We start from the raw sequence: 25,342 nt of genomic DNA on the forward strand, positions 1-25,342 counted from the left end.
CGGGCCTCAGCCCGGGAGGGCCGCCTGGAGCCGCTGCAGCCGGGCCAGGCTGGACTCCCGACCGAGCAGCTCCATCGACTCGAACAGCGGCGGCAACACGCGTCGTCCGGTGATGGCCACGCGCACGGGCGCGAACGCGAACTTGGGCTTGACGCCCAGGCCGTCCACCAGCGCCGCGCGCAGCGCCGCCTCGATGGCCGCGGTGTCCCAGGTGGGCAGGGCCTGCAGCGCCTGGACGGTGGCGTCGAGGACCTGCGGGGCCTCCTCGCGCAGCGCCGCCACGCTGTCCGGGTCGTGGGGCAGGTCGGCGTCGGCCACGAACAGGAAGCCCATCATGTCCGGCGCCTGGCCCAGCAGCGTCATCCGCTCCTGCACCAGCGGGGTCGCCGCGTCCAGCAGCTCCTGCTGCCGCGGGGTCGGCGGGTCGGACACGCACCCGGACAGGTACGGCACCAGCCGGCGGGCGAGCTCCTCGGTCGGCAGCGCCCGCATGTGCTGGGCGTTGATCGCCTCGGCCTTGGCCACGTCGAAGCGGGCCGGGTTGGCGTTGACGTCGGCCACGTCGAAGGCCTGCACCATCTCGGCCAGGGTGAAGACGTCACGGTCCTCGGCGATGCCCCAGCCGAGCAGGGCCAGGTAGTTGAGCAGCCCCTCGGGCAGGAAACCCCGCTCGCGGTGCAGCAGCAGGTTGGACTCGGGGTCCCGCTTGGACAGCTTCTTGTTGCCCTCGCCCATGACGTAGGGCAGGTGGCCGAAGCGCGGCGGGCCGGTGCCGATGCCGACCCGGTGCAGCGCGTCGTACAGCGCGACCTGCCGCGGGGTGGAGCTGAGCAGGTCCTCGCCGCGCAGCACGTGGGTGATGCCCATGAGCGCGTCGTCGACCGGGTTGACCAGCGTGTACAGCGGGTCGCCGTTGGCGCGCACGACCGCGAAGTCGGGGACCGTGCCCTGGGCGAACGTGATGTCCCCGCGGACCAGGTCGTCGACCACGATGTCGGCGTCCGGCATCCGGAACCGCAGCACCGGGGTCCGGCCCTCGGCCGCGAACGCCGCCCGGGCGTCGTCGGTCAGGAACCGGTCGTGGTTGTCGTAGCCGAGCTTGGGGTCGCGGCCGTGGTCGCGGTGGCGCTGCTCGACCTCGGCCGGCGTGGAGTACGACTCGTACAGGTGGCCCGCCTCGACCAGGCGGGCGATGGCGTCGTCGTAGTGGGCGCGGCGCTGCGACTGCCGGTAGGGCTCGTGCGGGCCGCCCACCTCCGGGCCCTCGTCCCAGTCCAGGCCGAGCCAGCGCAGCGAGTCCAGCAGCGCGTCGTAGGAGTCGACGGAGTCGCGGGCGGCGTCGGTGTCCTCGATCCGGAACACGAACGTGCCACCCGTGTGCCGGGCGTAGGCCCAGTTGAACAGCGCCGTGCGGACCAGGCCGACGTGCGGGCTGCCGGTGGGGCTGGGGCAGAACCGGACGCGGACGTCGCCGGCGCGCAGCTGGTCGGCGGGGATGTCGTGGGTGCTCATGCGGGCCCTCCCGAGCCGGAGTCGCGGACGGGGTTGCGCAGCACGCCGATGCCCTCGACCTCGACCTCGACCACCTGGCCGTCGGTCATCGGGCCGACGCCGGCCGGGGTGCCGGTGAGGATGACGTCACCGGGCAGCAGCGTGAACGCCTCGCTGACGGCGCTGACCAGGGTGACGACGTCGTGGATCAGCTGCGAGGTGCGGCCCTCCTGCACGGTGCGCCCGTCGAGGCGGGTGCTGATGGCCAGGTCGTCCACGGCCAGCTCGTCGGCGGTGACCAGCCACGGCCCGAGCGGGCAGAACGTGTCGAAGCCCTTGGCGCGCGCCCACTGCAGGTCGCTGCGCTGCAGGTCACGGGCGGTGACGTCGTTGGCGATGGTGTAGCCGAAGACGACCTCGGGGACGCGCTCGTGCGGGACGTCCTTGCACAGCCGGCCGATGACGACGGCGAGCTCGCCCTCGTAGTGCACGTCGGTGCTCTGCCACGGCAGGACCACGGGGTCGTCGGGACCGACCACCGAGGTGTTGGGCTTGAGGAACATCGCGGGCTCGGTGGGGGCGTCTCCGCCGCCCATCTCGGCCACGTGGTCGGCGTAGTTCTTGCCGATCCCCACGATCTTGCTGCGCGGGATGACGGGGGCCAGCAGCCTCACGTCGACGAGGTCGTGGACCACGCCGGTGGGGGTGGGCTCGGCGTAGATCGGGTCGCCGGCGATCTGGCGGACCACCTCGCTGCCGGGCTCCCCCTCGACGATGCCGAAGGCCGGGTCCTCTCCTGCGGTGTACCTCGCGATGCGCACGTCGGCGAGGCTACCGGCGGCGCGTGCCTACCCTTACCGGGTGCAGGTGCTCCCCCGGCGGTCGTGGCAGGCGCTGCTCGTGGCCCACGAGGCGCGGGCAGCGGCGCTGTCGGCGGCGTACCGCGAGCGACGCGCCCAGCGGCGGACGCACGCCGTGGACGACTTCCTGTGGACCTACTACTCGCTGCGCCCGGCCCGGCTGGCCCGCTGGCAGGCCGGGGTCGGGGTCGTGCTGCTGGACGTCGACGAGCCCCCGACCGGGCACCGCGAGGTCGTCACGTCGGCCGGGGTCGGGTCGACGGTGGACCTCGAGGCGTTCGCGGCCCGCCGGTCCGGGGCACTGGAGTGGACCACCGCCGTGCTGGGCGGGGTGGCGTCGCGACCGGCCCGCCACGACTGCTTCGGGCTGCACGAGTGGGCGATGGTCTACCGCTCCGACGACCACCGGCACGCCATGCCCCTGCGGCTGGGTCAGGCGGGGACCGACGCGGTGGTGGAGTCGAGGCCGCTGCGCTGCAGCCACATCGACGCGTTCCGGTTCTTCACCGACGACGCCACGCCGCTCAACGACGTCCGCCCGACCCGGGAGCGGCAGCCGGAGCTGGACCACGCGGGCTGCGTCCACGTGACGATGGACCTGCTCAAGTGGGCCCTCGCGCTCGGTCCCCTCGTGCCGGGTGACCTGCTCCTGGACTGCTTCGAGCTGGCCCGCGACGCCCGGACGCTGGACATGCGGGCCAGCCCGTACGACGTCTCCGGCTACGGGCTGCCCGCGGTCCCCGTCGAGACCCCTGCGGGCCGGGCGGCCTACGCCGCCGAGCAGCGGTCGCTGGCCGCCCGCGCCGTCCCGCTGCGCCGGCGCCTGCTGAAGGTGTGCCGCACGGCTCAGGAGCCGGACCGCTCCTCGGCCCTGACCCGCTCGTAGGTCAGCAGGCGCACCCCGGCCCCGGGGGACGCCTCCGCCGTGGCCCGCCAGGTGGTCGGGGCGAACCGGCCGTCGAACAGGGGCACGCCGGCGCCCAGGACGACCGGGTTGACCTTGAGCACCAGCCGGTCGACCTCGTCGGCCAGCGCGCCGGCCAGCGCCCCGCCGCCGCAGAGCCAGATGTCGCCGCCCGCACGGCGCTTGAGGTCGCGGACGAAGGTCACGGCGTCCTCGGCCACGACGGTGACCCCGGGGTGCTCGGCCGGGTCGAGCGTGCCGGACAGGACGTAGGTGTCCAGGTGCGCGTAGGGGTCGGCGACCCCGGCGTCCAACGCGGGCTGGAAGGTGCCCCGGCCCATCACGACGGTGTCCCAGCGGGTGCCGGGCGGCGTCGTCCCCATGGCCTGGTGGAAGCCGGTGGGCAGGCCGTCGCCCCAGTCCTCGGCCAGTCGGGCCAGGTAGCCCGGGTCGGTGGGGAACGCCTCGGTCTCGCCCGCCGGGCCTGCGATGCGGCCGTCGAGGCTGACGGCGACGAAGTAGACGAGAGCTCGCACGGGGGTGCCTCCTGGGTGCTGGTCGGTCGGTGGGACGGCCGGGGTCGAGGGTGCCGTGGCTCGGTCCGGAGGTCGAGTGGTTTGTCCGTCGGCCCGGGGGTGGCGGGAGGATGGCCCGGTGGACCCGGGTGACCTGCTGGCTGTCGTGGCGCGGCACGTCGACGAGACGGCGGCATCGGCATCGCCCGGTCCGCGCCTGGTGGCGGTCGACGGGGCGGACGGGGCCGGCAAGTCCACCTTCGCCACCGGCCTGGCCGGCGTCCTGCGACGGTCCGGGTGCGAGGTGCACCAGGTGTCCGTCGACGGCTTCCACCACCGCCGGGACCGGCGTTACGCCCGGGGACGACGCTCCCCCGCAGGCTTCTGGCTCGACTCCTACGACTACGAGGCGCTGCGCCTCGAGCTGCTCGTCCCGTGGCGCCGAGGCTCGGGCTCGTACCGGGCCGCGGTCCGCGACGTCAGGACCGACACCGCGGTCGAGAGCCCGTCCCGGGCGGTCCCACCGCGCGGGGTGCTCGTGGTGGACGGCATCTTCCTGCTGCGCGACGAGCTGGCCGGGTCCTGGGACCTGACGATCCGGCTGGAGGCGACCCCGCCGCAGCGGTTCCGGCGGATGGCCCGGCGTGACGGGTCACCCGCGGACCCGCACCACCCCGACAACCGCCGGTACCGGCTCGGTCAGCGGCTGTACGAGCGGGTCTGCGACCCGACGGCCCGGGCCGACCTGGTGATCGGGTGCGACGACTGGGACGACCCGCAGCTGCTGCGGTCCCCGCGCAAACCGGTGGACCCGTAGCCGACGCGTGGGGCAGGGTGCGGCCCCGTGGGACGGATGGTCGAGGTCGCCGACGGAGTGCAGCTGTGGGCCGAGGAGTCGGGTGACCCGGAGGGCAGCCCTCTCCTGCTGGTGATGGGGGCCAACGCCAGCAGCGCGACCTGGCCGACCGGCCTCGTGACCGGCCTCGGGGCGCACCACCGCGTCATCCGCTACGACCACCGTGACACCGGTCGCTCCACCACGTCGGTCGGGCCGCCGACCTACGCGATCCGCGACCTGGCCCCCGACGCGCTGGCGGTCCTCGACGCCTTCGGGGTGGACCGGGCCCACGTGCTGGGCATGTCGATGGGCGGCACCCTCGTGCAGCTGCTCCTGCTCGACGCCGCGCACCGATTGCTCAGCGCGACGCTGCTGGCCACGTCCGCCCTCGGCAGCGGCCTGGCGGGCGACGGCACCGACGGGCTGCCGGGGGTCTCCGACCGCCTGCTGGAGCTCTGGCAGAGCATGGCCGACGACCGCGACGAGGATGCCGAGCTGGCCTGGCGGGTCGAGCACTGGCGGGTCCTGAACGGCGACGTCCTGCCGTTCGACGCCGACGAGTTCCGCGCCATGGAGTCGCGGGCCGCGACGCACGCGGGGACGTGGCACGCCCCGACGGCCCACGCCGTCGCCGCGCAGGACGGGCTGGACCGCGGCCACGAGCTGCGGGCGGTCGCGGTGCCGACGCTGGTCGTCCAGGCCCCCGAGGACCCGATCAACCCTCCCCCGCACGGACGGCACCTGGCGGGCCTGATCCCGTCCGCGACGCTGGTCAGCGTGCCCGGTATGGGCCACGCGCTGCCCGGCAGCGTCGTCCCGGAACTGGTCGCCGCCGTGACGCACCACACCCTCTCCGTGGACCGTACGGTGCCCTCCTAGCGAGCATCGGGCACCGCCCAGCGCTCGGCCCACTGGTCCAGCCTCGGAGTCGGCATGACGGCGTGGTGCTCGAAACGGGCGGCCGTGTCACCGACCAGGAGCAGGTGGTCCTCCTCCTCCCGGCCGTCGTGGTCGACCAGCGGGAACGCCTCGGCCGCCACCGCGGCGACCTCCTGCCCCAGCGGGCCCGCGGCACGGACAGCCCGCACGTCCAGCCGCTCCACGGCCGGGAAGGCACGCTGCCCCCAGGCACGCTTGAGCGCGCGCAGGTTGTCGCGGGCGGCCTCGGTCACGGCGAGGCGGGAGTCCTCGGGGTCGAGCCGGTGCAGGGCGTGGCACCAGGTGGCGAAGTGCGTCGCGGTGCCCAGGTAGCGGTGGTAGGGCCCGGCGCCGTGGCGTGCGGTCCGGCCGTCGAGCTCCCCGGCCAGGGCCACGATCCGCTCGACCCGTTCGTGACGCAGCAGACGGTCCAGGTCGAGGTCGGCCGCGACGTGCCCCTCGGACAACGACAGCAGCGCGAACTCCAGGCACTTGGGGCAGGCGTGGCAGAACCGCTCGCGGCCCACCGCCCGGGTGCACATGACGAGCCGGTCCAGCTCGTCGGGGAAGAGCCGGGCCACCGAGGCGAAGGACACGTACTCGCCGATGGCGGCGTGGGTGCTCTCGCTGTGGACGTCGTAGCCGACGACGTCGACGAGGTAGCGACGCAGCCGCTCCAGCCGCTCCAGCCGTCCCGTCGGGTTGCTGAACGCCTCGGCGCCCACCCGGCCGGGCAGCAGGCGGTAGCCCAGGGCGGTGCGCGAGAAGACCACCTGGTGCACGTCGTGGTGGATCAGCGCGGGGAGCATGGCCGGCACGTAGAGGTTGATGTGCGGCCGTGGTCCGGGCCGGTCCCGCCGCAGCACGGCCATGAAGTCGGTCGACACCAGCTGCACCGGTGAGCGGAGCAGCCGGCGTGGACCGAGCACCGTCAGCAGGCTGCGCAGCGCCGCCCGCCCGTGGGTGCCGGGCTCCCCCCGGAACAGCTGGACCGCGTGCAGCAGCAGAACCTCCCGCGGCGGCCGCCGGCGCAGCAGTGCCCGCAGCGCCAGCGTGCTGTCCTTGCCACCCCCGAACGTGACGGCCAGCGGCCGCGACGGCACCCTACGACCGAGCCTGCGCCTGGGTCCCACCCGGGGGACGACGAAGCGCCGCGTGTCGTCGACCGGCCCCTCGAAACGGACGTTGTCGACGCCGTGGTACGCCGACCAGAACTCCAGCGAGACCCGACCGACAGGTTCGGGGAGCACGACGGTCACCTGCCGCGCCGAGGCCGCCCACAACGGGAGCTGCAGGCTCAGCAGGACCTCGAACAGGACCCGGCGGCCCATCCGTTCCAGGGGGACGCCGTGGTAGTGCACGAACCAGCGGCTGCGCGACTGGTGCCAGCGCGGCACGTCCTGCTGCCAGTGGAACAGGACCCGCCCTCCCCTGACCCGCGGGGCGCCCACGCGCACGGTCGCGCGCTCGGGCAGTTGCCGTTCCGGCGGCATCGTCGTCGCCCCTCCCTGGGTGGTCTGCTGACGGCCGCCCGGAGCATGACTGATCTTGATGAGACGGACGTGAGGACACGCGGTCCGCAGGATCCGCCGGCAGGATCCGTGGGCAGGACCCGCCGGCAGGCCGACCCGTGCGGGACGACGGGTCGACGACGCGGCGCAGGGTCAGAAGGGGTAGGGCTCGTGGGGGTCCCAGCCCGGGGGCCGCCAGGTGTCGCCCCCGCGCGGCGGGTCGGGGGCCTGACGGCCCGCGCGCGGGACCGGGTCCGGACGGCCCTCGTCCACGGACGAGCTGGTGGCCCGGCGGAGGTGGTCGTCGAGGTCGTGGTGGGGGGCTCGGCGGGGTCGTCGGAGGGGGTCGATGCGTTCGGGTGGGATGGCGACGGGGATGCCGTCGGGGCCCATGCGGATCTGCCAGATGCCGTCGTGGACGGCGGTGTGGTGGGAGCCGCAGAGCTGGCAGGTGTTGTGCAGGGTGGTGGGGCCGCCGTCGGCCCAGTGGATGATGTGGTGGGCGTCGCAGTGCGCGGGTGGGGCGCCGCAGCCGGGGATGATGCAGCCGCGGTCGCGGGCGGCCAGGGCCCGGCGCAGGTGGGCGTCGGCCAGGCGGGCGGTGCGGCCCAGGTCGAGCAGGTGCGTGCCCAGGGGTTGGCCGTCGCGGTCCCAGACGACGCGCTGCAGGACCGCGTCGCAGGCGATCCGGCGGGCTGTGTGCGGGTCCACCCGGTCCCCGCCCTCCGTCCACGCCGGCCCGGCGAACGCCGGCCCGGCGAACGCGGGCCCGGCGAACGCGGGCCCGGCGGCTCCGTCCGCCGCCGGAACCGAAGCCGCAGCCGAAGCCGCAGCCGGGGCTGGGGCTGGGGCGGAGGCCGGGGCGGAGACTCCGGCGAGCTGGTCGGCGGTGGTGTGCAGCACCACGCGTGGCCTCTCGCCTCGGACCGGCCCCGCGACGCCGAGCGCGGTCTCCGCGATCGCCGTCAGGGCGTCGGCGCGCCGCTCCCGCGCCAGCCGGTCGTCCCGCACCCCGTCGACCGTCGGCCGCGGCGCCGACGACGCGTCGACCGCCGCCCGGAACGCCGCTCCCGCGGCCGGGTCCAGGGCGAAGCGACCGAGCAGCATCCCGGTCGAGTCCGTCGTCAGGTCCAGGAACCGGCGTTCGTGCGAGCGGGGGTCGAACCGTTCCGCCACGTCCGGCGCCAGGCGCTGCAGCAGCACCGCGGCGTTGTGCCTGAGCTGGAGGGCGTGCCGGGTCGGGGCCAGCGTCGAGAAGTAGGTCGCGATCCTCACCCGGTCCGCGTCCTCGGTCCGCAGGTGCACGGGGATGCGTCCCATGCACTCGGTCGCCACGTCCACGTGGGCCCGGGTGACCTCACCCCGCGCCAGCAGCGGCTCCAGCTCCCGTAGCGGACCCGTGGGCCCCAACGCCCGCGCCGCCGCCACGTCGGAACGCGCCTGCTTGGGCGTCACCGGGACGGTCGTCCGCAGGAACGACTCGGTCGACGACCCGATGCCGGACCTCGCTCCCCGCGGGCCGTCACCCGGCCGCACACCCGACGCACCCGAGGCACCCGGCGCCCCCGAGGCGGAGGAACCGACGCCGGCCCCCGTCACCGGAGCGCCCGAGCGACGGCGGTCGACCTCGGCCACCGCCCGCAGGAACACCGCCTGCACACCCTCACGCAGGCGCGCCAGGGACCCCGTCACCTGCAGCAGCTCGACCTCACCCAGCCGCCACGCGACCCCTGCCGCCAACGACTCGTGAAGCGCGGCCAGCTCGGCCTCGAGCGACCGGACCCGCTCCTCGACCGACGGGCCGCCCACGCCCTCGTCCAGCGTCGGCACACTGCGCAGCGACTCGTCCGTCACCTGCTCGCCCGCCACCCCCGAAGACATGACCCGAACATACGTTCGACCCCGGACACGACGCCAGGCCCGTCCGCAGGGCTGTGGACGACCAGGGACGGGCGGTCCTCAGGCGCGCGAGCCCACCCCGCGCCGCAGCAGGCCGTAGGCGAGACCGTCGACCAGCGCCTCCCAGGAGGCCTCGACGACGTTGGGCCCGACCCCGACGGTGGTCCAGGTGGACCCGTCGTCGGCGGTCTCCAGCAGCACCCGCGTGACGGCGTCGGTGCCGTGGGAGGCGTCGAGGATCCGGACCCGGAAGTCGATCAGCTCCAGCTCGTCCAGCTCGGGGTACGTCGGCGTGAGCGCGGTGCGCAGCGCGGCGTCGAGCGCGTTGACCGGCCCGTTACCCTCCCCGGTCGCCACGGCCCGCGACCCCCCGGTGACCAGGCGAACCGTCGCCTCCGAGGTCGCGCCGCCGTGCCCGGCCCCGGGACGCATCTCCGTGATGACCCGCCAGGAGTCGACGTGGAAGTAGTCCGGCACGCCGTCGGCCTGGCCGAGACCCTCGGCGACGCGTCGCACCAGCAGGTCGAACGAGGCGTCGGCGGCCTCGAAGGTGTACCCCTCGGCCTCGCGCGTCTTGACCGCGTCGGTCACCGCGCCCAGCAGCGCCGGCTCGGACAGGTCCAGGCCCAGCTCACGGCCCTTGAGCTCGATGCTGGCCCGGCCCGCCATCTCGCTGACCAGCATGCGCATGTCGTTGCCCACCTCGGTGGGGTCGACGTGCTGGTACAGGTCGGGGTCGACGCGGATGGCGCTGGCGTGCAGCCCCGCCTTGTGGGTGAAGGCGCTGGCCCCGACGTACGGCTGGCGGCTGTACGGCGGCACGTTGGTGATCTCGCTGACGGCGTGGGCCACGCGGCTGGCCTCACGCAGCCCGCCGGGCGGCAGGACGGGCTGGTCGCGCTTGAGCTCGAGGTTGGCCACCACGGTCACCAGGTCGGCGTTCCCGGTCCGCTCGCCGTAGCCGTTGAGCGTGCCCTGCACCTGCACCGCACCGGCGTCGACCGCGGCCAGCGTGTTGGCGACCGCGCAGCCGGTGTCGTTGTGGCAGTGGATCCCCAGCCGTCCGCCGGTCGCGTCCTGGACGTCGGCGACCACGTCGGCCACGGCCCGCGGCAGGTGACCGCCGTTGGTGTCGCAGAGCGCCACGGTCGACGCACCCGCGGCGAGCGCGACCTGCAGCACCTCCAGCGCGTAGGCGCGGTCCAGGACGTAGCCGTCGAAGAAGTGCTCGGCGTCCAGCACGACCTCACGCCCCTCGCGCACCAGGAACGACACGGTGTCGCGGACCATCTCGAGGTTCTCGGCCGTCGTGGTCCGCAGCGCCTTCTCGACGTGACCGGTGTGGCTCTTGGCCACCAACGTGACGACGGGCGCCCGGGAGTCCAGCAGCGCCCGCACCTGCGGGTCGGAGTGGGCCTGCCCGCCGGCCCGGCGCGTGGCCCCGAACGCCGCCAGGCGGGCGTGGCGCAGCGACAGCTCGTCGGCCGCGCGGGCGAAGAACTCGGTGTCCTTGGGGATGGCGCCCGGCCAGCCGCCCTCGATGACGCCCACACCCAGGTCGTCCAGGTGCCGGGCGATCGCGAGCTTGTCGAGGACCGACAGCGACAGCCCCTCCTGCTGGGCGCCGTCGCGCAGCGTGGTGTCGTAGACCTCGAGCCTCGGCCGGTCCGCCGTCATGCGAGCTGCCGCAGCCAGCCGTGGGTGTCCGGGGTGCGCCCGTACTGGATGTCCAGCAGGGCCTGGCGCACCCGCATCGTGGTCTCGCCGGCCTCGGTGCCCATGACGACCTCGCCGCCGTCCCACGCGAGGCGCCCCAGCGGGGTGACGACCGCGGCCGTGCCGCAGGCGAACACCTCGGTGATGTCGCCGGAGGCCACGCCGTCGCGCCACTCGTCGACCGACACCTTGCGCTCCTCGACCTGCAGGCCGAGCTCGGCGCCGATGGTCAGGATGGAGGAGCGGGTGACGCCCTCGAGGATGGTGCCGGTCAGCTCCGGGGTGACCAGCCTGCCGTCGGCGTGGACGAAGTACAGGTTCATCCCGCCCAGCTCCTCGACCCAGCGGTGCTCGGCGGCGTCGACGAAGCAGACCTGGTCGCAGCCGTGGGCGATGGCCTCCTGCTGCGCGGCCAGGCTGGCGGCGTAGTTGCCGCCGCACTTGGCCGCACCCGTGCCACCGACCGCGGCCCGGGAGTAGTCCGTCGTCAGCCAGATCGACACCGGCGCGACCCCGCCGGAGAAGTACGCCCCGGCGGGCGAGGCGATGACGCAGTAGGTGACCTCCTGCGCGGGGCGCACGCCCAGGAACGACTCCGAGGCGAACATGAACGGCCGCAGGTACAGGCTGGTCTCACCGCCGGTGGGCACCCAGTCGACGTCGGCGCGCACCAGGGCCTCGACCGAGGCGATGAACGCCTCCTCGGGAAGCGGCGGCAGCGCGAGGCGGCGGGCGGAGCGGGCGAAGCGGGCGGCGTTGGCCTCGGGCCGGAACGACCAGACGGACCCGTCGTCGTGGCGGTAGGCCTTCATCCCCTCGAAGATCTCCTGCGCGTAGTGCAGGACGGCCGAGGCCGGCGACAGGGTGATGGGACCGAAGGCGCGGACCCGGGCGTCGTGCCAGCCGGCGTCGGGCGTCCACGTGGCGGTGACCATGTGGTCGGTGAAGTGCTTGCCGAAGCCGGGGGCCGACAGGATCATCGCCCGGTCGTCGTCGGAGCGACGGGCGACCTCGGCGTCCAGCACGAAGTCCACCGTGGATGTCGTCTGCGTCATCTGCGCCTCCCAGCACTCGCCCCGGGCCCGGGGTCCCGTCGGTCGTGCAGAGCCTAGGGGAGAAGGCTCAGCCGTCGAGGCGGGCCAGGACCGCCGCCGTGACGTCCTGCGTGCCCGGTCGCGGGGCCGCCGGGTCGCGGTCGGCGAGCGCCTCTACCACCGCGGTCTGGACCCGGGCCGCGGCGTCCGGCAGGCCGACGTGCTCCAGCAGCAGGGCCACCGACAGGAACGTCGCCGTCGGGTCCGCGACCCCCTGCCCGGCGATGTCCGGGGCCGAGCCGTGGACGGGCTCGAACATGCTCGGCGCGGTCCAGTCCGGGTTGACGTTGCCGCTGGCGGCCAGGCCGATCCCGCCGGTCACCGCGGCCGCGAGGTCGGTGATGATGTCACCGAACAGGTTGTCGGTGACGACCACGTCGAAGCGCTGCGGGTCGGTGACCATGAAGATGGTCGCTGCGTCCACGTGCAGGTAGTCGACGGTGACGTCGGGGAGCTCGGTGTTGACCGCGTCGACGGTGCGGCGCCACAGGTGCCCGGCGTGGACCAGCACGTTGTGCTTGTGGACCAGGGTCAGCTTCTTCCGCGGCCGGGCCGCGGCCCGGGCGAAGGCGTCCCGGACCACGCGCTCGACCCCGAAGGCCGTGTTGACGCTGACCTCGGTCGCGATCTCGTGCGGGGTGCCGACGCGGAGGGCACCGCCGTTGCCGACGTAGGGGCCCTCGGTGCCCTCGCGGACCACGACGAAGTCGACCGGGCCGCGGTCCAGCACGGCCGGGGACAGCGGGCTGGTGGCCCCGGGCAGCAGGACCGACGGACGTAGGTTGACGTAGTGGTCGAGCTCGAAGCGCAGCCGCAGCAGCAGCCCGCGCTCGAGCACGCCGGACGGCACGCCCGGGTCGCCGACCGCGCCCAGCAGCACGACGTCGTGGCGACGGATCGCGGCCAGGTCGTCGTCGGTCAGGGTCTCGCCGGTGCGGTGCCAGCGGGCCGCGCCCAGGTCGTAGTCGGTGGTCCGGACGTCCACCCCGGCCGGCCCGACCGCCGCGCGCAGCACGTCCAGGCCGGCGCCCACGACCTCGGGCCCGATGCCGTCACCGGCGACCACGGCGAGGTCGATGCTGGTGGGGGCCTGGCTGGTCGGCGTCTGGGCGTCGGGCATGGCGCGAGGGTAGACGGGCCCCCGCCGACCGCGACGAGCCGTCCGCGTCCTGGTCCGGTGGACGGCCGGACCAGCCGGGCGCTCAGGTCAGCCGCACGTCCGTCAGCTCCGCCAGCCGCTCCAGCAGCGCGTCCTGGTTCGCGGGGTCGACGGCCTGGGGGTTGGGCTCGAGCTGCTGGAACCGCTTGAGGTACCGGCCGGTGACCCGGGCGCCGTCCTCCTCCGACGTGGCCAGCCACACCTGGGTCGCGGCGCCGTCCTCGACGTCGTCGGTGGCCGACGGCCCACCCATCCGGGTCCGGATCCAGCCGGGGTCCACGCACGTGCTGCGGACCTCCGGCCACCGCCGGGCCACCGCGAGCGCGAGGACCACGTCGTGCAGCTTGGAGTCGGAGTAGGCCTGCATGCCGTCGAACTCGCGGTGCTCCCACTGCAGGTCGTCCAGGTGCAGCCGGCCGCGCTCCTGCAGCCCGGAGGTCAGGTACACCAGCCGGTCGGGCCTCGGCAGCAGGGCGGTCAGCAGGTAGGGCCCGACGGTGTTGACCTGGAAGATCCGCTCCATCCCGTCCCCGGTCATCGTCCGGCCGTCGACGTCGCCCCCGACCCCGGCGTTGTGGACGACGGCGTCGAAGCGACCCACCTCGGTGGCGGCGGCCGCGAGCGCGCGGGTCTGCTCCAGCGAGGTCAGGTCGCCGACCAGGACGGCACGCAGCCCCGGCACGGCGGCGCGCACGTCGTCGGCGCGGGCGTCGCTGCGGGCGTGGGCGACCACCTCGTGGCCGGCAGCCAGCAGCTGCCGGGCGGTCTCCCGACCGATGCCGTCGGTGGATCCGGTGACGAGGACGAGGCTCACGGGTGCTCCTGGGGCCGGGGGACGCGGATGGCTCCACCTCACCGCAGGAGACCCGTCACCGCACACCGGTGCGAGTCACCCGCCGTCGCCGAACACCCGGTCCCGGTAGGCCACGACATCGGAGAACGGGCCGCTGAGCGCCTGCCGGAGCTCCTCCGGTCAGGGCCGGCCGACGCCCTTGCGCCAGGCGCTGAACGACTGGGCCGGGCCGGCGCCGGGGCGGACCAGCCAGGGCCACGGGTGCACCTGCACCGGCGCGACCTGACGGGCCCGGCGGACGAAGCCGGGCACCGGGGCGTGCGTGACCGCGACGGCCCGGCCCGACAGCGCGTCCGCCACCTCCCCCAGGTGCACCTCGACGTCGCGCCGCGTCGCGAGGGAGGCCACGGTCTCGGCCAGGAACACGAGCCGCTTGCCCGACAGCCGCAGCCGCGCCAGCAACGGCTCGTCGAACACCACGACGACCGGCAGGTCGGGGTGGGCCGCGAGCGCAGGGTCGGCGTCACCGAGCGACTCGAAGGTGAGCCACACCGCCTCGACTGCTCCGTCACCACCCTCGACCGACGCAGGCCCGGCCAGCGCGGTGGTGGCTCCCGACCGCAGCCCGGGCGGCTCGTCGGCCACCCGGGCCCCGCTCGTGTCCGCGGGCCAGTCCTCGATCGGGCAGGCCCGCACCAGCGGGCAGCGCTCGCACAGACCCGGCGCCCGCTTGCGGACCTGCCAGCGGCTGAAGCCGTAGGGCTTGCCCGTCCCCGTGCCGACGGTCCACTGCCAGCCCAGCCGGTTGGCGGCCCGCGAGCCGTCCAGCAGGTGACGGAAGAACTCGTCCTCGCCCTCGCGCCAGTCCCACCCGGCGCGCACCGTCCACTGCGAGGCGAGCCACATCCGGGTCTGGTTGACCAGCCAGCCGTCCCCGTGGAGCTCGTCGGTCACGGTGCGCACGCACAGCATCCGCTCCGGCCACGGCTCGTCGCGCCACGGCCCGGCCGCGGGCGGGTCGTACCGCAGCGGGGAGCGCATCCCGGCCCCGGTGCGGGCGTAGACGTGCCGGGCGTACTCCTGCCACATCAGCTCGTCGCGGTACTTCGTCCGGTCCCGCGGCGGGGCGTCGGCGACGTGGCGCCACAAGGTCGGCAGGTCGACCAGCCCGTACCGAACGTAGGGGCTCATCCGGGACGCCCCGCGGGCACCCTCGGGCAGCACCTGGTTGCGGCGCCCGGCGTAGCCGGTGACGTCGAGCGAGGCCAGGGCCACGTCGGCCGCGTCCTGACCACCCCGGAACGCCTCGCTGGCCCGGACGCCCGCCGGGCCCTCCAGCGTCAGGTGGCCCAGCTGCTCGGCCACCCAGGCGACGGCGGCGTCGGGGTCCTCGGCGACGTCGGCGGCGGGCGTGGGCAGCCGGCGGGAGGCCGGCACGACGGGGGGCGGCTGGCGGCTCACCGTCGAAGCGTCTCCCGGGGACCCGGTCGCCGCGACCCGGACGCCCGCCCGTCCCGGCGCCTACGCTGCCGCCGTGACCTCGCCCGACACGAGCACCGTCCCCCGGCCCGGCCCCGGCCGACCGGGCGTGCTCCGCTGGTGGCGCCGGCACACCCTCCTGGTGGACGCGCTCTGGGCGTGCGGTCTGCTCGCGCTCGGCGTGCTCCCTCTGGCGGCCGGCGGGTTCCCCGGCAGCCCGCTGCTGGTCCAGCTGTTCTTCAGCGTCGCCCTGGCCGTGCCGCTGGCCTGGCGCCGCCGCGCACCGGAGGTCGTGGCCGGCGTGGTCGCCGCGCTGCAGTACCTGCAGCTGGCGGTGGGGGCCCACCAGGCGCTGCCCATGAACGCCTTCGCCACGGTGTCGGTGCTGTTCACCGTGACCGCGTACGGCCGGGACCGGGTGTGGCAGGCGTACCTCGGCATCGCCGTGGCCGGGGCCGTCCTGCTGGGCCTGCTGTCGGAGCTCAGCCTGGTCGTGCTCGGGTCGACGACCATGATCGGCGCCACCCTGGCGGGGTACCTGCGCCGGATCGTCCGGGTCCGGGACGAGGCCGCCGTCGAACGGGCCCGGCGGCTGGAGGTCGAGCGGGACTCCGCCGCGACCGTCGCCGCGGAGCAGGAGCGCCGCCGGATCGCCCGCGACCTGCACGACGTCATCGCCCACTCCCTCACCGTGATCGTCGCCCAGGCGGACGGCGGTCGCTACGCCGCCCGGGCGGACCCGCAGGCCGCGCAGCGCTCGCTGGAGACCGTGGCCGCCACGGCCCGGGTGGCCCTGGCCGACCTGCGGGCCGCCCTCGGGGCGCTGCGGGCGCCCGGTCACGCCGAGACCGCCCCGCTGCCCGGTGCCGCGGACGTGCCGTCCCTGGTCGCCTCCGTGCGCGACAGCGGGCACCCGGTGGTGCTGACCGTGACCGGTGAGGCCACCGCCGTGCCCGCCGCGGCCGGCCTGACCGCGTACCGGGTGGTGCAGGAGTCGCTGACCAACGTCCTCAAGCACGCCGGCGGCGGGGTCAGCACGACCGTCGAGGTGCACCACGGCCCCACCCTGGTGCGGGTGGCGGTGGCGGACGACGGCATCGGCACGGCCTCCCGGGCGCCCGGCACGAGCGGGGGCTCGGGCCTGACGGGCATGCGGGAGCGGGTCGAGGCCGTGGGCGGTCGGTTCCACGCGGGCCCGCGCGACGGGGGCGGCTGGCTCGTGGTCGCCGACGTGCCGCTCCAGCCGGCGGTCGCGCCGTGAGCCCCGGGCCGCCCCCCGTGGTCACGGTGGCGCTGGTGGACGACCAGCCCCTGGTCCGGGCCGGTTTCCGGATGCTCGTGGACTCCCAGCCGGACCTGCGCGTCCTGGTCGAGGCGGGGGACGGCCGGCAGGCCGTCGACGCCCTGACCCGCACCCACGTCGACGTGGTCCTGATGGACATCCGCATGCCCGTCCTGGACGGCGTCGCCGCGACCCGGGAGCTGCTGCAGGTCGACCCCCTCACCCGCGTGCTGGTGCTGACGACGTTCGACCTGGACGACTACGTGCTCTCGGCCGTGGCGGCCGGCGCCAGCGGGTTCCTGCTCAAGGACGCCGAGCCGGAGGAGCTGCTCGCGGCCATCCGGACCGTGCACTCGGGCGAGGCCGTGGTGGCGGCGAGCTCGACCCGGCGGCTGCTGGCCCACGTCGCCCCGCTGCTGCGGGGGGACGTCGAGGCGGCCCCGGGTGACCAGTTCCCGGCCGGGGACGGCACGCCGGCCCGGGGCCGCGGCAGCGCGGCCGAGCTCGACGGCCTGACCACCCGCGAGCGCGAGGTGCTCGAGCTGATGGCGCGAGGGCTGTCCAACTCCGAGATCGCCGAGCACCTGGTCCTCGGGCAGTCGACCGTCAAGACGCACGTCGGCCGGGTGCTGGACAAGACCGGCAGCCGCGACCGCGTCCAGGCCGTCGTCCTGGCCTACCGCACGGGCCTGGTCCACCCGGAGGACGACGCCGGGGGCGGCTGAGGGCCGCCACGGCGGCCGGGGTCCACCCACGGGTGGACCCCGGACCCGGCCGCCCTCGCGCAGGGCGTGGAGATCCGCCCCCGGGCCGACGCCCGGGCACCCCGGCCGTCCCTAGCGTCGCCGGTATGCAGAGCACCCGACGCGTCCCGCCGTCCGCCCGGCCCGAGGACCACGCCCGTCCCGACCAGCCGCACCACGCCCCCTCCCCCGGCACCGGCCCGGCGGCGGCCGACGTCGCCGTCGACGTCGCTGCCGCCGTGCGCGCCCGCGGCCTCACCCGCACCTACGGCGAGGGCGACGCCCGGGTGCACGCGCTGCGCGGGGTCGACCTGGACATCCCGCGCGGCACGTTCACCGCGGTGATGGGCCCCTCCGGCAGCGGCAAGTCCACCCTGGTGCACTGCCTGGCCGCCCTTGACCGGCCCAGCTCCGGCGAGGTGGTCCTAGACGGCGTGGCCCTGTCCGGGCTGGGTGACGACGGTCTGAGCCGGCTGCGCGGGGCCCGGGTGGGCTTCGTGTTCCAGTCGTTCAACCTGGTGCCGGTGCTCACCGCCGCCGAGAACATCCGGCTGCCCCTGGTGCTGAGCGGCCGGGCCTGCGACGAGGCCTGGTTCGGCGAGGTGGTCGAGCGGCTGGGCCTGACCGACCGGCTGCACCACCGCCCGCACGAGCTGTCCGGCGGGCAGCAGCAGCGGGTGGCCGTCGCCCGCGCCCTGCTGTCCCGCCCCGCAGTCGTCTTCGCCGACGAGCCCACGGGCAACCTGGACACCGCGACCGGTCACGAGGTCCTCGACGTGCTGCGCGCCTCGGTGCGGACCAGCGGGCAGACCGTCGTCATGGTGACGCACGACCCGGTGGCGGCCTCCTGGGCGGACCGGGTCGTGGTGCTGTCGGACGGCCGGGTCGCGGGGACGCTGGACGGGCACCCCGACGCCGCCGCCGTCACCGAGGCCCTGGCCCGGGTCCGTGCGGGCGGTGCGGCATGAGGCAGCTCGCCCTGGCGCGGCTGCGCCGCACGCCCGGCCGCTACCTGGCGGTCTCGCTCGCCGTCGGGATCGCCGTCGCCTTCGCCGTCCTCGTGCAGCTGGCCGGGGCCGGCCTGGCGCAGGTCGTCCGCGACGGCGACGTGGCCTCCACCGCCGGCGCCGACCTCGCCGTCCGGGCCGAGTGGCAGCAGGCGCAGGCCGACCCGGCCGACGAGGCCGCGCAGGACGCGGCCCGGGTCGGCGACGAGGCGGCGGTCATGACCGCCGCCGGGCTGGAGGGGGTGGCCGCCGTGCACCGGTCCGGCACCGTCTACGCCGAGGCCGTGCTGCCCCGGGCCGCGGCCGAACGGCCCGTCCACGTGGCGGCCGCGCCACCGGCGGGCGACCTCCGCTGGCCGACGCTGCAGGAGGGGCGCTGGCCCGAGGCGACCGGCGAGGTCGTGGTGACCGGTGACACCCGGGTCGGTGAGGAGGTGACGCTGCTGACCTACCCGGTGGCGGCCGACGACGCGGAGCTGCCCGAGCCGGTCCCGGTCGACCTGCGGGTGGTCGGGGTCACCGACGTGGGCCTGGCCTCCGACTTCCCCGTCGACGCGTTGTTCCTGGTCCCGGAGCAGGCCGTCACCCTGGGCGCGGGTGCATCGGAGCTGCTGGTCGCCGCCGAGCCGGGGGCGGACCTGGCTGCGCTGCGCGCCTCGCTGGACGCGGCCGTGGGGCCGGGCTCGGCGACCGCGCTGGGCGAGGTCGTGCCCGCGGACGACGTCCGCGCCGACCGGATGGAGGCCTCGGCCACCCTGCTGCTGGTCGTGCGGACGGGGCTGGGCGCCTTCGCCGGCCTGGCCGTGGCCGTCGCGGTCGTGGTGGTGTCCAACACGTTCTCGGTGCTGCTGGCCCAGCGGGTCCGCGAGCAGGCACTGCTGCGCTGCATCGGCGCCACGCGTCGGGACCTGTGGCGGGCCGGGACCATCGAGGCGGGCCTGCTGGGCCTGGTCGCCGGGGTCGCGGGCCTGCTGCTCGGCTGGGGCGTGGCCGCAGCGGCCGCCGTGGTCGTGACGCGTGCGTTCCCGGTCGTCGTCGACACCCCCGTGCCCGGCCCGCTGGAGGTCGGTGGGGCCCTGGGCCTGGGGGCCGTGGCCACCCTGGTGGCGTCGGTCGCGGCGCTCGTCCGGGCCGGCCAGGTGTCGCCGCTGGCGGCGCTGCGCCCCGTCGAGGCGGTGCCGGAGACCGCCCGGGCCTCGGTGCTGCGGGTGGTGCTCGGCACGCTCCTGGTCCTGCTCGGCGGGGCCGGGGCGGTGCTGGGGGCCGTGGCGGGGCAGGTGCTGCTGGCGCTGCCGACCGCCGTGCTCGCCTTCGTGGGCGTGCTGGTGCTCGGTCGACTGCTGCTGCCCTCGGTCGCGGCCGTGCTCGGCCGGGGCGTCCGGGCGGTCGGCGGTCCCGCGGGTGCGCTGGCCGCGGCGTCGGTCGGACGCAACCCCCGCCGCACCGCCGCGACCGCCGGCGCAGTCGTCATCGGGGTCACCCTCGCGGTGACCGCCGCCGTGGGGGCGTCGTCGCTGCGGGCCACCGCGGTGGCCGAGCTGTCGGCCTGGACCCCGGTCGACAGCACGGTGCGGGTGCCGTCGCTGGACGAGGCCGGCACCGCGGCGCTGGCCACCACGCTGGCTGGCACGGAGGGCGTCGCGGGCGCCGGCATCGGGGTGGAGGCCGACGTGGTGCTGATCCCGCAGCGGGAGCCGGGCGAGGAGCTCAGCTCGGCCACGACCGCGCTGGCCGGCGACCTGGCCACGGCGGTTCCGGCCGCCGACGTGCCCGCGGACGACGACACCGTGGTGCTCTCGCCCGACATGGCCGGTGACCTCGAGGTGGCCCCCGGCGACGTCCTGGGCGTCGCGGCCGACGACGGCACCGCCACGGCCGCACCGGGCCGCTCCCTGGTGGTCGTGGTCGACGAGGACACCCCGGTCGCGGTCCAGCTAGGACCCGGCACCGCACGCGAGCTGGGCGGCACGGACCTGGTGATGGTCTCGCTGGTCGACGGGCTCGGCCGGGACGAGGTGCGGACCACGGTCGACGCGGTGACGAGCGCAGCCCTGGCGGCGGACGACGCGGCCGAGGTCGACTCCCCCGTGCTCCAGCTGGGGTCGTTGCAGCAGATGTTCGACGTGCTGCTCGCCGTGGTCGGCGGCATGCTCGCCGTGACGGTCGCCATCGCGCTGGTCGGCGTGACCAACACGCTGTCGCTGTCGCTGACCGAGCGGCGGCAGGAGAACGCGCTGCTGCGGGCGCTGGGGCTGAGCCGGGTCCGGCTGCGGACCATGGTGGCCTTCGAGGCACTGGTGCTGGGCCTGGTCGGGGCGGTCGTGGGCGTCGCGCTGGGGATCGCGTTCGGGGTCGCGGGCACCTACTCGCTGATCGGCGCCAACGGCGTGACCGTGGTCGACGTGCCGTGGCTGGGTCTGCTCGGCCTCACCGCGGTGGTCGCCTCGGTGGCGGTCGGGGCGTCGCTCTGGCCGGCGGACCGGGCCTCCCGGGTCGCCCCGGCGAGCGCTTTGGGCGCGGCTGCCTGAGGATCGTGGCGGGGCGGTACGGGTACGACGGGGCTCAGCGGGTCCGACGCAGCCGTATCGCCCCCTTCGCCGTGCTCGGGTCCACGACCCGGCCGGCCTGGGTGATCTCGACCTCCCCCGCCACGACCAGGCGCCGGGCGGCCATCCGGGCCGGCTCCATCAGCGCCCGCCAGGCCGCCTCGTCGGCTTGCCGGCCGGCCACGGCCCGGGCCACCTCGCTCGGGCAGACGGTCGCGCTGCGGGCGCGGGCGTCCAGCAGCGCCAGCGTGGTCCGTTCCAGGTCGGCGTCGGTGCCGTCCAGGCCGCGGCGGCGGCAGCCCTGGGAGCAGTAGCGGACCTGGTCCCAGTCCCGGGCCCAGCGGGCACGCCACTCGATCGCCCGGCCGCAGACGACGCAGGTCCTGGGCTCGGGCACGGCCGGGGCACGGTCTCGGCGGGAGGGCACCGGACCATGGTGGTCCCGCCGCGGCCGGCGCACACCCCGGGGCCGACGGCGCGCGGTCGTCCGGGGCCGTTCTGTCGGAGGCCTGCGGCAGGCTCCGGCCATGACGACGACCCAGGGCCCGCGGGCCCGGCCCCACCCCCGCATCGACGCGCTGAGCGTGATCTGCTCCGACCTCGGCCGGTCGGTGGCCTTCTACCGCGCCCTGGGCTGCGACCTGCCCGAGCCCGACGGCACCGGGCACCTGGCCTGCGACCTGGGCGGGGTGTCGCTGATGCTCGACTCGGAGGAGGTGCTGGCCTCCTTCGCCCCCGACGAGCCGGTCCCCCAGGCCCCCAACCGGGTCACCCTGGCCGCGCGCTGCGCCACGCCGGAGGCGGTCGACGCCCTGCACGACGAGCTCGTACCGATGGGTCGGGGGTCGCTGATGGCGCCGTTCGACGCCTTCTGGGGCCAGCGGTACGCCGTCGTCCTGGACCCCGACGGCAGCTCGGTGGACCTGTACTGCGACCAGCCGGGGGCGCCCGTCCTGCAGGCGCCCCCGACGTGAGGCCTCAGCGGGCGGAGGAGCCCTCGGTGTAGTCGTCGTCGCCGTCGGACACCCACGCCATCATCTTGCGGAGCTCGCGCCCGGTGGTCTCGATCGGGTGCTTCTCCTGCTCCTCGCGGAAGGCCTTGAACTCCGGGCCGCCGGCGTCCTGGTCGTCGAAGAACCGCTTGGCGAAGGAGCCGTCGACGATGTCGCCCAGGACGTCCTTCATCCGGGCCTTGACGGAGTCGTCGATGACGCGCGGGCCCGAGACGTAGTCGCCGTACTCGGCGGTGTCGCTGACGCTCCAGCGCTGCTTGGCGATGCCGCCCTCGTACATCAGGTCGACGATCAGCTTGAGCTCGTGCAGGCACTCGAAGTACGCGACCTCGGGCTGGTAGCCGGCCTCGACGAGGGTCTCGAAGCCCGCCTGGACCAGCCGGCTGGCCCCGCCGCACAGCACGGCCTGCTCGCCGAACAGGTCGGTCTCGGTCTCCTCGGCGAACGTGGTCTTGATGCCGCCGGCGCGCAGGCCGCCGATGGCGCGGGCGTAGGACAGCGCGAGCGCCTCGGCCTCGCCGGAAGCGTCGGTCTCGACCGCGACCAGGACGGGCACGCCGCGACCCTGGACGTACTCGCGCCGGACCAGGTGGCCCGGGCCCTTGGGGGCGACCATGCAGACGTCGACGCCCTCGGGCGGGGTGATGTACCCGAAGCGGACGTTCAGGCCGTGGGCGAAGAACAGCGCCTTGCCGGGGGCCAGGTTGGGCTCGACGGCCTCGGCGTAGACGGTGCGGGCGACCTGGTCCGGCACCAGCAGCATGATGACGTCCGCCTCGGCGGCCGCCTCGGCGGGCGTCATGACCTTGAGGCCCTCGGCCTGCGCCCGCTCGCGGCTCTTCGATCCCTCGGCCAGGCCGACCCGGACGTCGATGCCGGAGTCGCGCAGGTTGAGGGCGTGGGCGTGGCCCTGCGAGCCGTAGCCGATGATCGCGACGACGCGGTCGGCGAGCACTCCGGCGTCTGCGTCGGCGTCGGTGTAGATGTGGGCCATGGGTCAGGTCTCCTCGGTGGGTCGTGGGTCGGTGGGTCGTGGGTGGGTGGGCCTGCCAGGTGATGCTGGCAGGTCGCTCAGGCGGTGCGCAGCGACCGGTCGCTGATGGCGCGGCCGCCGCGTCCCAGCGCGACCGCGCCGGACTGCACGATCTCGCGGATGCCGAACGGGGTCAGCACCTCCAGCAGGGCCGCGATCTTCTCCGGCCGGCCCGTGGCCTCGATGGTGACGGCGTCGGTGGCCACGTCGATGACCGAGGCCCGGAACAGCGCGACGACCTGGACCACGTCGGCGCGGGTCGTGGCGTCGGCGCGCACCTTGACGAGGATGAGCTCGCGCTGCACCGAGTGCTCGGGCTCGAGCTCGACGATCTTCAGGACGTTGACCAGCTTGTTCAGCTGCTTGGTGACCTGCTCCAGCGGCTGGCTCTCGACGTCGACGACGACCGTGATGCGCGACACCGCGGCGTTCTCGGTCGGCCCGACGGCGAGGCTGGTGATGTTGAAGGAGCGGCGGGCGAACAGGGCGGACACCCGGGCCAGGACCCCCGGCTTGTTCTCGACCAGCACGGACAGCGTGTGGCGGCTCATGTCAGATCCCTCGTCATCTCGGTCCCCTCACTCCTCGCGGTCCCACGTGGGGGCGATCCCCCGCGCGACCTGGATGTCGTCGTTGCTCACGCCTGCGGCCACCATCGGCCAGACCATGGCGTCGCGGTGGACGACGAAGTCGACCACCACGGGCCGGTCGTTGATCGCGAGCGCCTTCTCGATGGTGGCGTCAACGTCGGTCGCGCTGTCGCAGCGCAGGCCCTCGCAGCCGTAGGCGTCGGCCAGCTTGACGAAGTCGGGGATGCGGACCGCCTCGTCGCCCAGCTCCCGGCCGCCCTTGCGGTGCGAGCCGAGGTCGGTGTTGGAGTAGCGGGAGCCGTAGAACAGGGTCTGCCACTGCCGGACCATGCCGAGCGAGGAGTTGTTGATCACGGCGACCTTGATGGGGATGTTGTTGATGGCGCAGGTGGCCAGCTCCTGGTTGGTCATCTGGAAGCAGCCGTCGCCGTCGACCGCCCACACCGTGGTGCCCGGCATGCCGACCTTGGCCCCCATGGCGGCCGGGACGGCGTAGCCCATCGTCCCCAGGCCGCCGGAGTTCAGCCACGTGTTGGGCTTCTCGTAGCGGATGAACTGCGCGGCCCACATCTGGTGCTGGCCGACCCCGGAGGCGAAGATCGCGTCCGGTCCGGACAGCGCCCCGAGCCGCTCGATGACGTACTGCGGGGACAGCGAGCCGTCCTCGGCCTCGTCGTAGCCCATCGGGTAGCGCCCACGCAGGTCGTCCAGCTGGGCCCACCACGGCGCGAGGTCCGCGCGGGCCGCGACCGGGTGGTCGGCCTCCAGCGCCGCCAGCAGCTCGGTGATGACCTCGCGGGCGTCGCCGACGATCGGGACGTCGGCGAAGCGGTTCTTGCCGATCTCGGCGGGGTCGATGTCGGCGTGGACGATGGTCGCGCCCGGGGCGAAGGAGTCCAGCCGGCCGGTGACGCGGTCGTCGAAGCGGGCCCCCAGGGCGACGATCAGGTCGGCCTTCTGCAGCGCGCTCACCGCGGCCACCGTGCCGTGCATGCCGGGCATGCCGAGGTTGGCCGGGTGGGAGTCCGGCAGCGCGCCGCGGGCCATCAGCGTCGTCACGGCCGGGGCGCCGGAGGCGTCGACCAGCTTGGCCAGCACGTCGGAGGCCTCCGCCCGGATCACACCGCCGCCCACGTACAGCACGGGCCGGCTGGCCGAGGCCAGCAGCTGGGCCGCCTCACGGATGCGCTTGCCGTGCGGGCGCGTGACGGGGCGGTAGCCCGGCAGGTCGATGCGCTCGGGCCAGCGGAACGTGGTCTGCGCCTGCAGGGCGTCCTTGGAGATGTCGACCAGCACCGGGCCGGGACGGCCGGTGGAGGCCAGGTGGAAGGCCTCCGCGACCACGCGCGGGATGTCGTCGGGGTCCGTCACCAGGTAGTTGTGCTTGGTCACCGGCATCGTCATGCCCGTGATGTCGGCCTCCTGGAAGGCGTCCGTGCCGATGGCCGCGCTGCTCACCTGGCCGGTGATGGCGACCATGGGCACCGAATCCATGTGGGCGTCGGCGATGGCGGTGACCAGGTTGGTCGCCCCCGGGCCCGACGTCGCCATGCAGACCCCCACCCGCCCGGTGGCGGCGGCGTACCCCTCGGCCGCGTGCCCGGCGCCCTGCTCGTGGCGGACCAGGATGTGGCGGACCTTGTCGGAGTCCAGCAGCGGGTCGTAGGCGGGCAGGATCGCCCCGCCGGGGATGCCGAAGACGACGTCGACGTCGGCGGCCTCGAGCGAGCGGACGAGCGAGGCGGCACCGGTGATCGTCTCGGTCGGTGCCTGGGCTGCGGTGGTGTCGGCGGTGCTCGTGCGCAGGTCGCTCATCTCGCTCCTTCGTCGTTCGTCGGGTGCCCCGCGGCCCGGCACCCCGGACACAGGACGACCCCTCGCCCGCGGTGGGCTGAGGGGTCGCGCGTCGCCGGGCCGTGGCCGTCAGGCTCGGTCAGGCGACGCGCCTACC

Annotated in this window: 22 protein-coding genes; 8 read left to right on the forward strand and 14 right to left on the reverse strand. The window is 75.2% G+C overall.

The features are described from left to right. Positions 1 to 6: 6 nt before the first annotated feature. Positions 7 to 1,512: a glutamate--tRNA ligase gene (gene gltX / locus SJY06_RS17010; RefSeq protein ID WP_380168717.1), complete on the reverse strand. Its 1,506-nt coding sequence runs from the start codon at positions 1,510 to 1,512 to the stop codon at positions 7 to 9. Next, positions 1,509 to 2,312, reverse strand: coding sequence for a fumarylacetoacetate hydrolase family protein (locus SJY06_RS17015; RefSeq protein ID WP_380168718.1), 804 nt, complete (start codon positions 2,310 to 2,312; stop codon positions 1,509 to 1,511). Before SJY06_RS17015 ends, gltX begins: the two co-directional genes overlap by 4 nt. Positions 2,313 to 2,352: 40 nt before the next feature. Here SJY06_RS17015 and SJY06_RS17020 point away from each other — a divergent pair, with 40 nt between their 5' ends. Then, complete coding sequence (locus SJY06_RS17020; RefSeq protein WP_380168719.1) at positions 2,353 to 3,237, forward strand: 3-methyladenine DNA glycosylase; 885 nt, start codon at positions 2,353 to 2,355, stop codon at positions 3,235 to 3,237. Here the strand turns inward: SJY06_RS17020 and SJY06_RS17025 are convergent. Continuing rightward, entirely contained in the window at positions 3,198 to 3,791 is a 594-nt protein-coding gene (locus SJY06_RS17025) for a dihydrofolate reductase family protein (RefSeq protein ID WP_380168720.1), read from the reverse strand. The two genes, SJY06_RS17020 and SJY06_RS17025, sit on opposite strands and share 40 nt — an antisense overlap. A 118-nt stretch (positions 3,792 to 3,909) precedes the next feature. On the opposite strand from SJY06_RS17025, the gene SJY06_RS17030 reads away from it, so the two are divergent. Continuing rightward, positions 3,910 to 4,587 carry a hypothetical protein gene (locus SJY06_RS17030; protein WP_380168721.1) on the forward strand — a complete coding sequence of 226 codons (678 nt, stop codon included), beginning with the start codon at positions 3,910 to 3,912 and terminating at the stop codon, positions 4,585 to 4,587. A gap of 36 nt (positions 4,588 to 4,623) precedes the next feature. Continuing rightward, the gene (locus tag SJY06_RS17035) at positions 4,624 to 5,487 is read left to right on the forward strand and encodes an alpha/beta fold hydrolase (protein WP_380169727.1); all 864 of its coding nucleotides are present in this window, start codon (positions 4,624 to 4,626) and stop codon (positions 5,485 to 5,487) included. On the opposite strand, the gene SJY06_RS17040 is transcribed toward SJY06_RS17035, so the two are convergent. The 7 genes from SJY06_RS17040 to SJY06_RS17070 all read right to left on the reverse strand — a co-directional run bounded on the left by SJY06_RS17040 (position 5,484) and on the right by SJY06_RS17070 (position 15,159). Further along, the gene (locus SJY06_RS17040) at positions 5,484 to 7,019 is read right to left on the reverse strand and encodes a hypothetical protein (protein ID WP_380168722.1); all 1,536 of its coding nucleotides are present in this window, start codon (positions 7,017 to 7,019) and stop codon (positions 5,484 to 5,486) included. The genes SJY06_RS17035 and SJY06_RS17040 overlap by 4 nt on opposite strands. A 171-nt stretch (positions 7,020 to 7,190) precedes the next feature. Further along, positions 7,191 to 8,918 carry a DUF222 domain-containing protein gene (locus SJY06_RS17045; protein ID WP_380168723.1) on the reverse strand — a complete coding sequence of 576 codons (1,728 nt, stop codon included), beginning with the start codon at positions 8,916 to 8,918 and terminating at the stop codon, positions 7,191 to 7,193. A 78-nt stretch (positions 8,919 to 8,996) separates the two neighbouring features. Continuing rightward, entirely contained in the window at positions 8,997 to 10,613 is a 1,617-nt protein-coding gene (cimA, locus tag SJY06_RS17050) for a citramalate synthase (protein ID WP_380168724.1), read from the reverse strand. Beyond that, positions 10,610 to 11,707: a branched-chain amino acid aminotransferase gene (locus tag SJY06_RS17055; RefSeq protein ID WP_380168725.1), complete on the reverse strand. Its 1,098-nt coding sequence runs from the start codon at positions 11,705 to 11,707 to the stop codon at positions 10,610 to 10,612. Before SJY06_RS17055 ends, cimA begins: the two co-directional genes overlap by 4 nt. Before the next feature lie 67 nt (positions 11,708 to 11,774). Then, on the reverse strand, positions 11,775 to 12,866 hold the full coding sequence (locus SJY06_RS17060) for a 3-isopropylmalate dehydrogenase (protein ID WP_380168726.1): 1,092 nt from the start codon (positions 12,864 to 12,866) through the stop codon (positions 11,775 to 11,777). An 82-nt stretch (positions 12,867 to 12,948) separates the two neighbouring features. Then, positions 12,949 to 13,719: an SDR family NAD(P)-dependent oxidoreductase gene (locus SJY06_RS17065; RefSeq protein WP_380168727.1), complete on the reverse strand. Its 771-nt coding sequence runs from the start codon at positions 13,717 to 13,719 to the stop codon at positions 12,949 to 12,951. Between the two features lie 159 nt (positions 13,720 to 13,878). Beyond that, positions 13,879 to 15,159 (reverse strand): FAD-binding domain-containing protein, encoded by a 1,281-nt coding sequence (locus SJY06_RS17070; protein WP_380168728.1) that lies wholly within the window; start codon positions 15,157 to 15,159, stop codon positions 13,879 to 13,881. Positions 15,160 to 15,232: 73 nt separating this feature from the next. Between SJY06_RS17070 and SJY06_RS17075 the strand changes: the two genes are divergently transcribed. The 4 genes from SJY06_RS17075 (at position 15,233) to SJY06_RS17090 (ending at position 20,737) form a co-directional block, all read left to right on the forward strand. Next, on the forward strand, positions 15,233 to 16,438 hold the full coding sequence (locus tag SJY06_RS17075) for a sensor histidine kinase (RefSeq protein ID WP_380168729.1): 1,206 nt from the start codon (positions 15,233 to 15,235) through the stop codon (positions 16,436 to 16,438). 35 nt (positions 16,439 to 16,473) lie between these two features. Then, positions 16,474 to 17,184, forward strand: coding sequence for a response regulator (locus SJY06_RS17080; RefSeq protein ID WP_380168730.1), 711 nt, complete (start codon positions 16,474 to 16,476; stop codon positions 17,182 to 17,184). A gap of 125 nt (positions 17,185 to 17,309) precedes the next feature. Then, a complete protein-coding gene (locus SJY06_RS17085; RefSeq protein ID WP_380168731.1) occupies positions 17,310 to 18,170 on the forward strand; it encodes an ABC transporter ATP-binding protein in 861 nt (286 codons plus the stop codon). After that, complete coding sequence (locus tag SJY06_RS17090; RefSeq protein WP_380168732.1) at positions 18,167 to 20,737, forward strand: FtsX-like permease family protein; 2,571 nt, start codon at positions 18,167 to 18,169, stop codon at positions 20,735 to 20,737. The genes SJY06_RS17085 and SJY06_RS17090 overlap by 4 nt, the downstream gene beginning before the upstream one ends. 34 nt (positions 20,738 to 20,771) lie before the next feature. Here the strand turns inward: SJY06_RS17090 and SJY06_RS17095 are convergent, their stop codons facing one another. Then, positions 20,772 to 21,182 (reverse strand): DUF3253 domain-containing protein, encoded by a 411-nt coding sequence (locus tag SJY06_RS17095; protein WP_380168733.1) that lies wholly within the window; start codon positions 21,180 to 21,182, stop codon positions 20,772 to 20,774. Between the two features lie 100 nt (positions 21,183 to 21,282). Here SJY06_RS17095 and SJY06_RS17100 point away from each other — a divergent pair, with 100 nt between their 5' ends. Then, entirely contained in the window at positions 21,283 to 21,729 is a 447-nt protein-coding gene (locus SJY06_RS17100) for a VOC family protein (RefSeq protein WP_380168734.1), read from the forward strand. 4 nt (positions 21,730 to 21,733) lie between these two features. Here SJY06_RS17100 and ilvC read toward each other — a convergent pair whose 3' ends face one another. The 3 genes from ilvC to SJY06_RS17115 form a co-directional block, all read right to left on the reverse strand. Continuing rightward, positions 21,734 to 22,762: a ketol-acid reductoisomerase gene (gene ilvC, locus SJY06_RS17105; RefSeq protein ID WP_380168735.1), complete on the reverse strand. Its 1,029-nt coding sequence runs from the start codon at positions 22,760 to 22,762 to the stop codon at positions 21,734 to 21,736. 77 nt (positions 22,763 to 22,839) lie between these two features. Then, positions 22,840 to 23,352: an acetolactate synthase small subunit gene (gene ilvN, locus SJY06_RS17110; RefSeq protein WP_380168736.1), complete on the reverse strand. Its 513-nt coding sequence runs from the start codon at positions 23,350 to 23,352 to the stop codon at positions 22,840 to 22,842. 27 nt (positions 23,353 to 23,379) lie between these two features. Continuing rightward, positions 23,380 to 25,206, reverse strand: coding sequence for an acetolactate synthase large subunit (locus SJY06_RS17115; RefSeq protein ID WP_380168737.1), 1,827 nt, complete (start codon positions 25,204 to 25,206; stop codon positions 23,380 to 23,382). Positions 25,207 to 25,342 lie beyond the last annotated feature (136 nt).

This window comes from Jannaschia sp. R86511, assembly GCF_042466345.1.
Taxonomy (GTDB): domain Bacteria; phylum Actinomycetota; class Actinomycetes; order Actinomycetales; family JBBAYJ01; genus Aquipuribacter.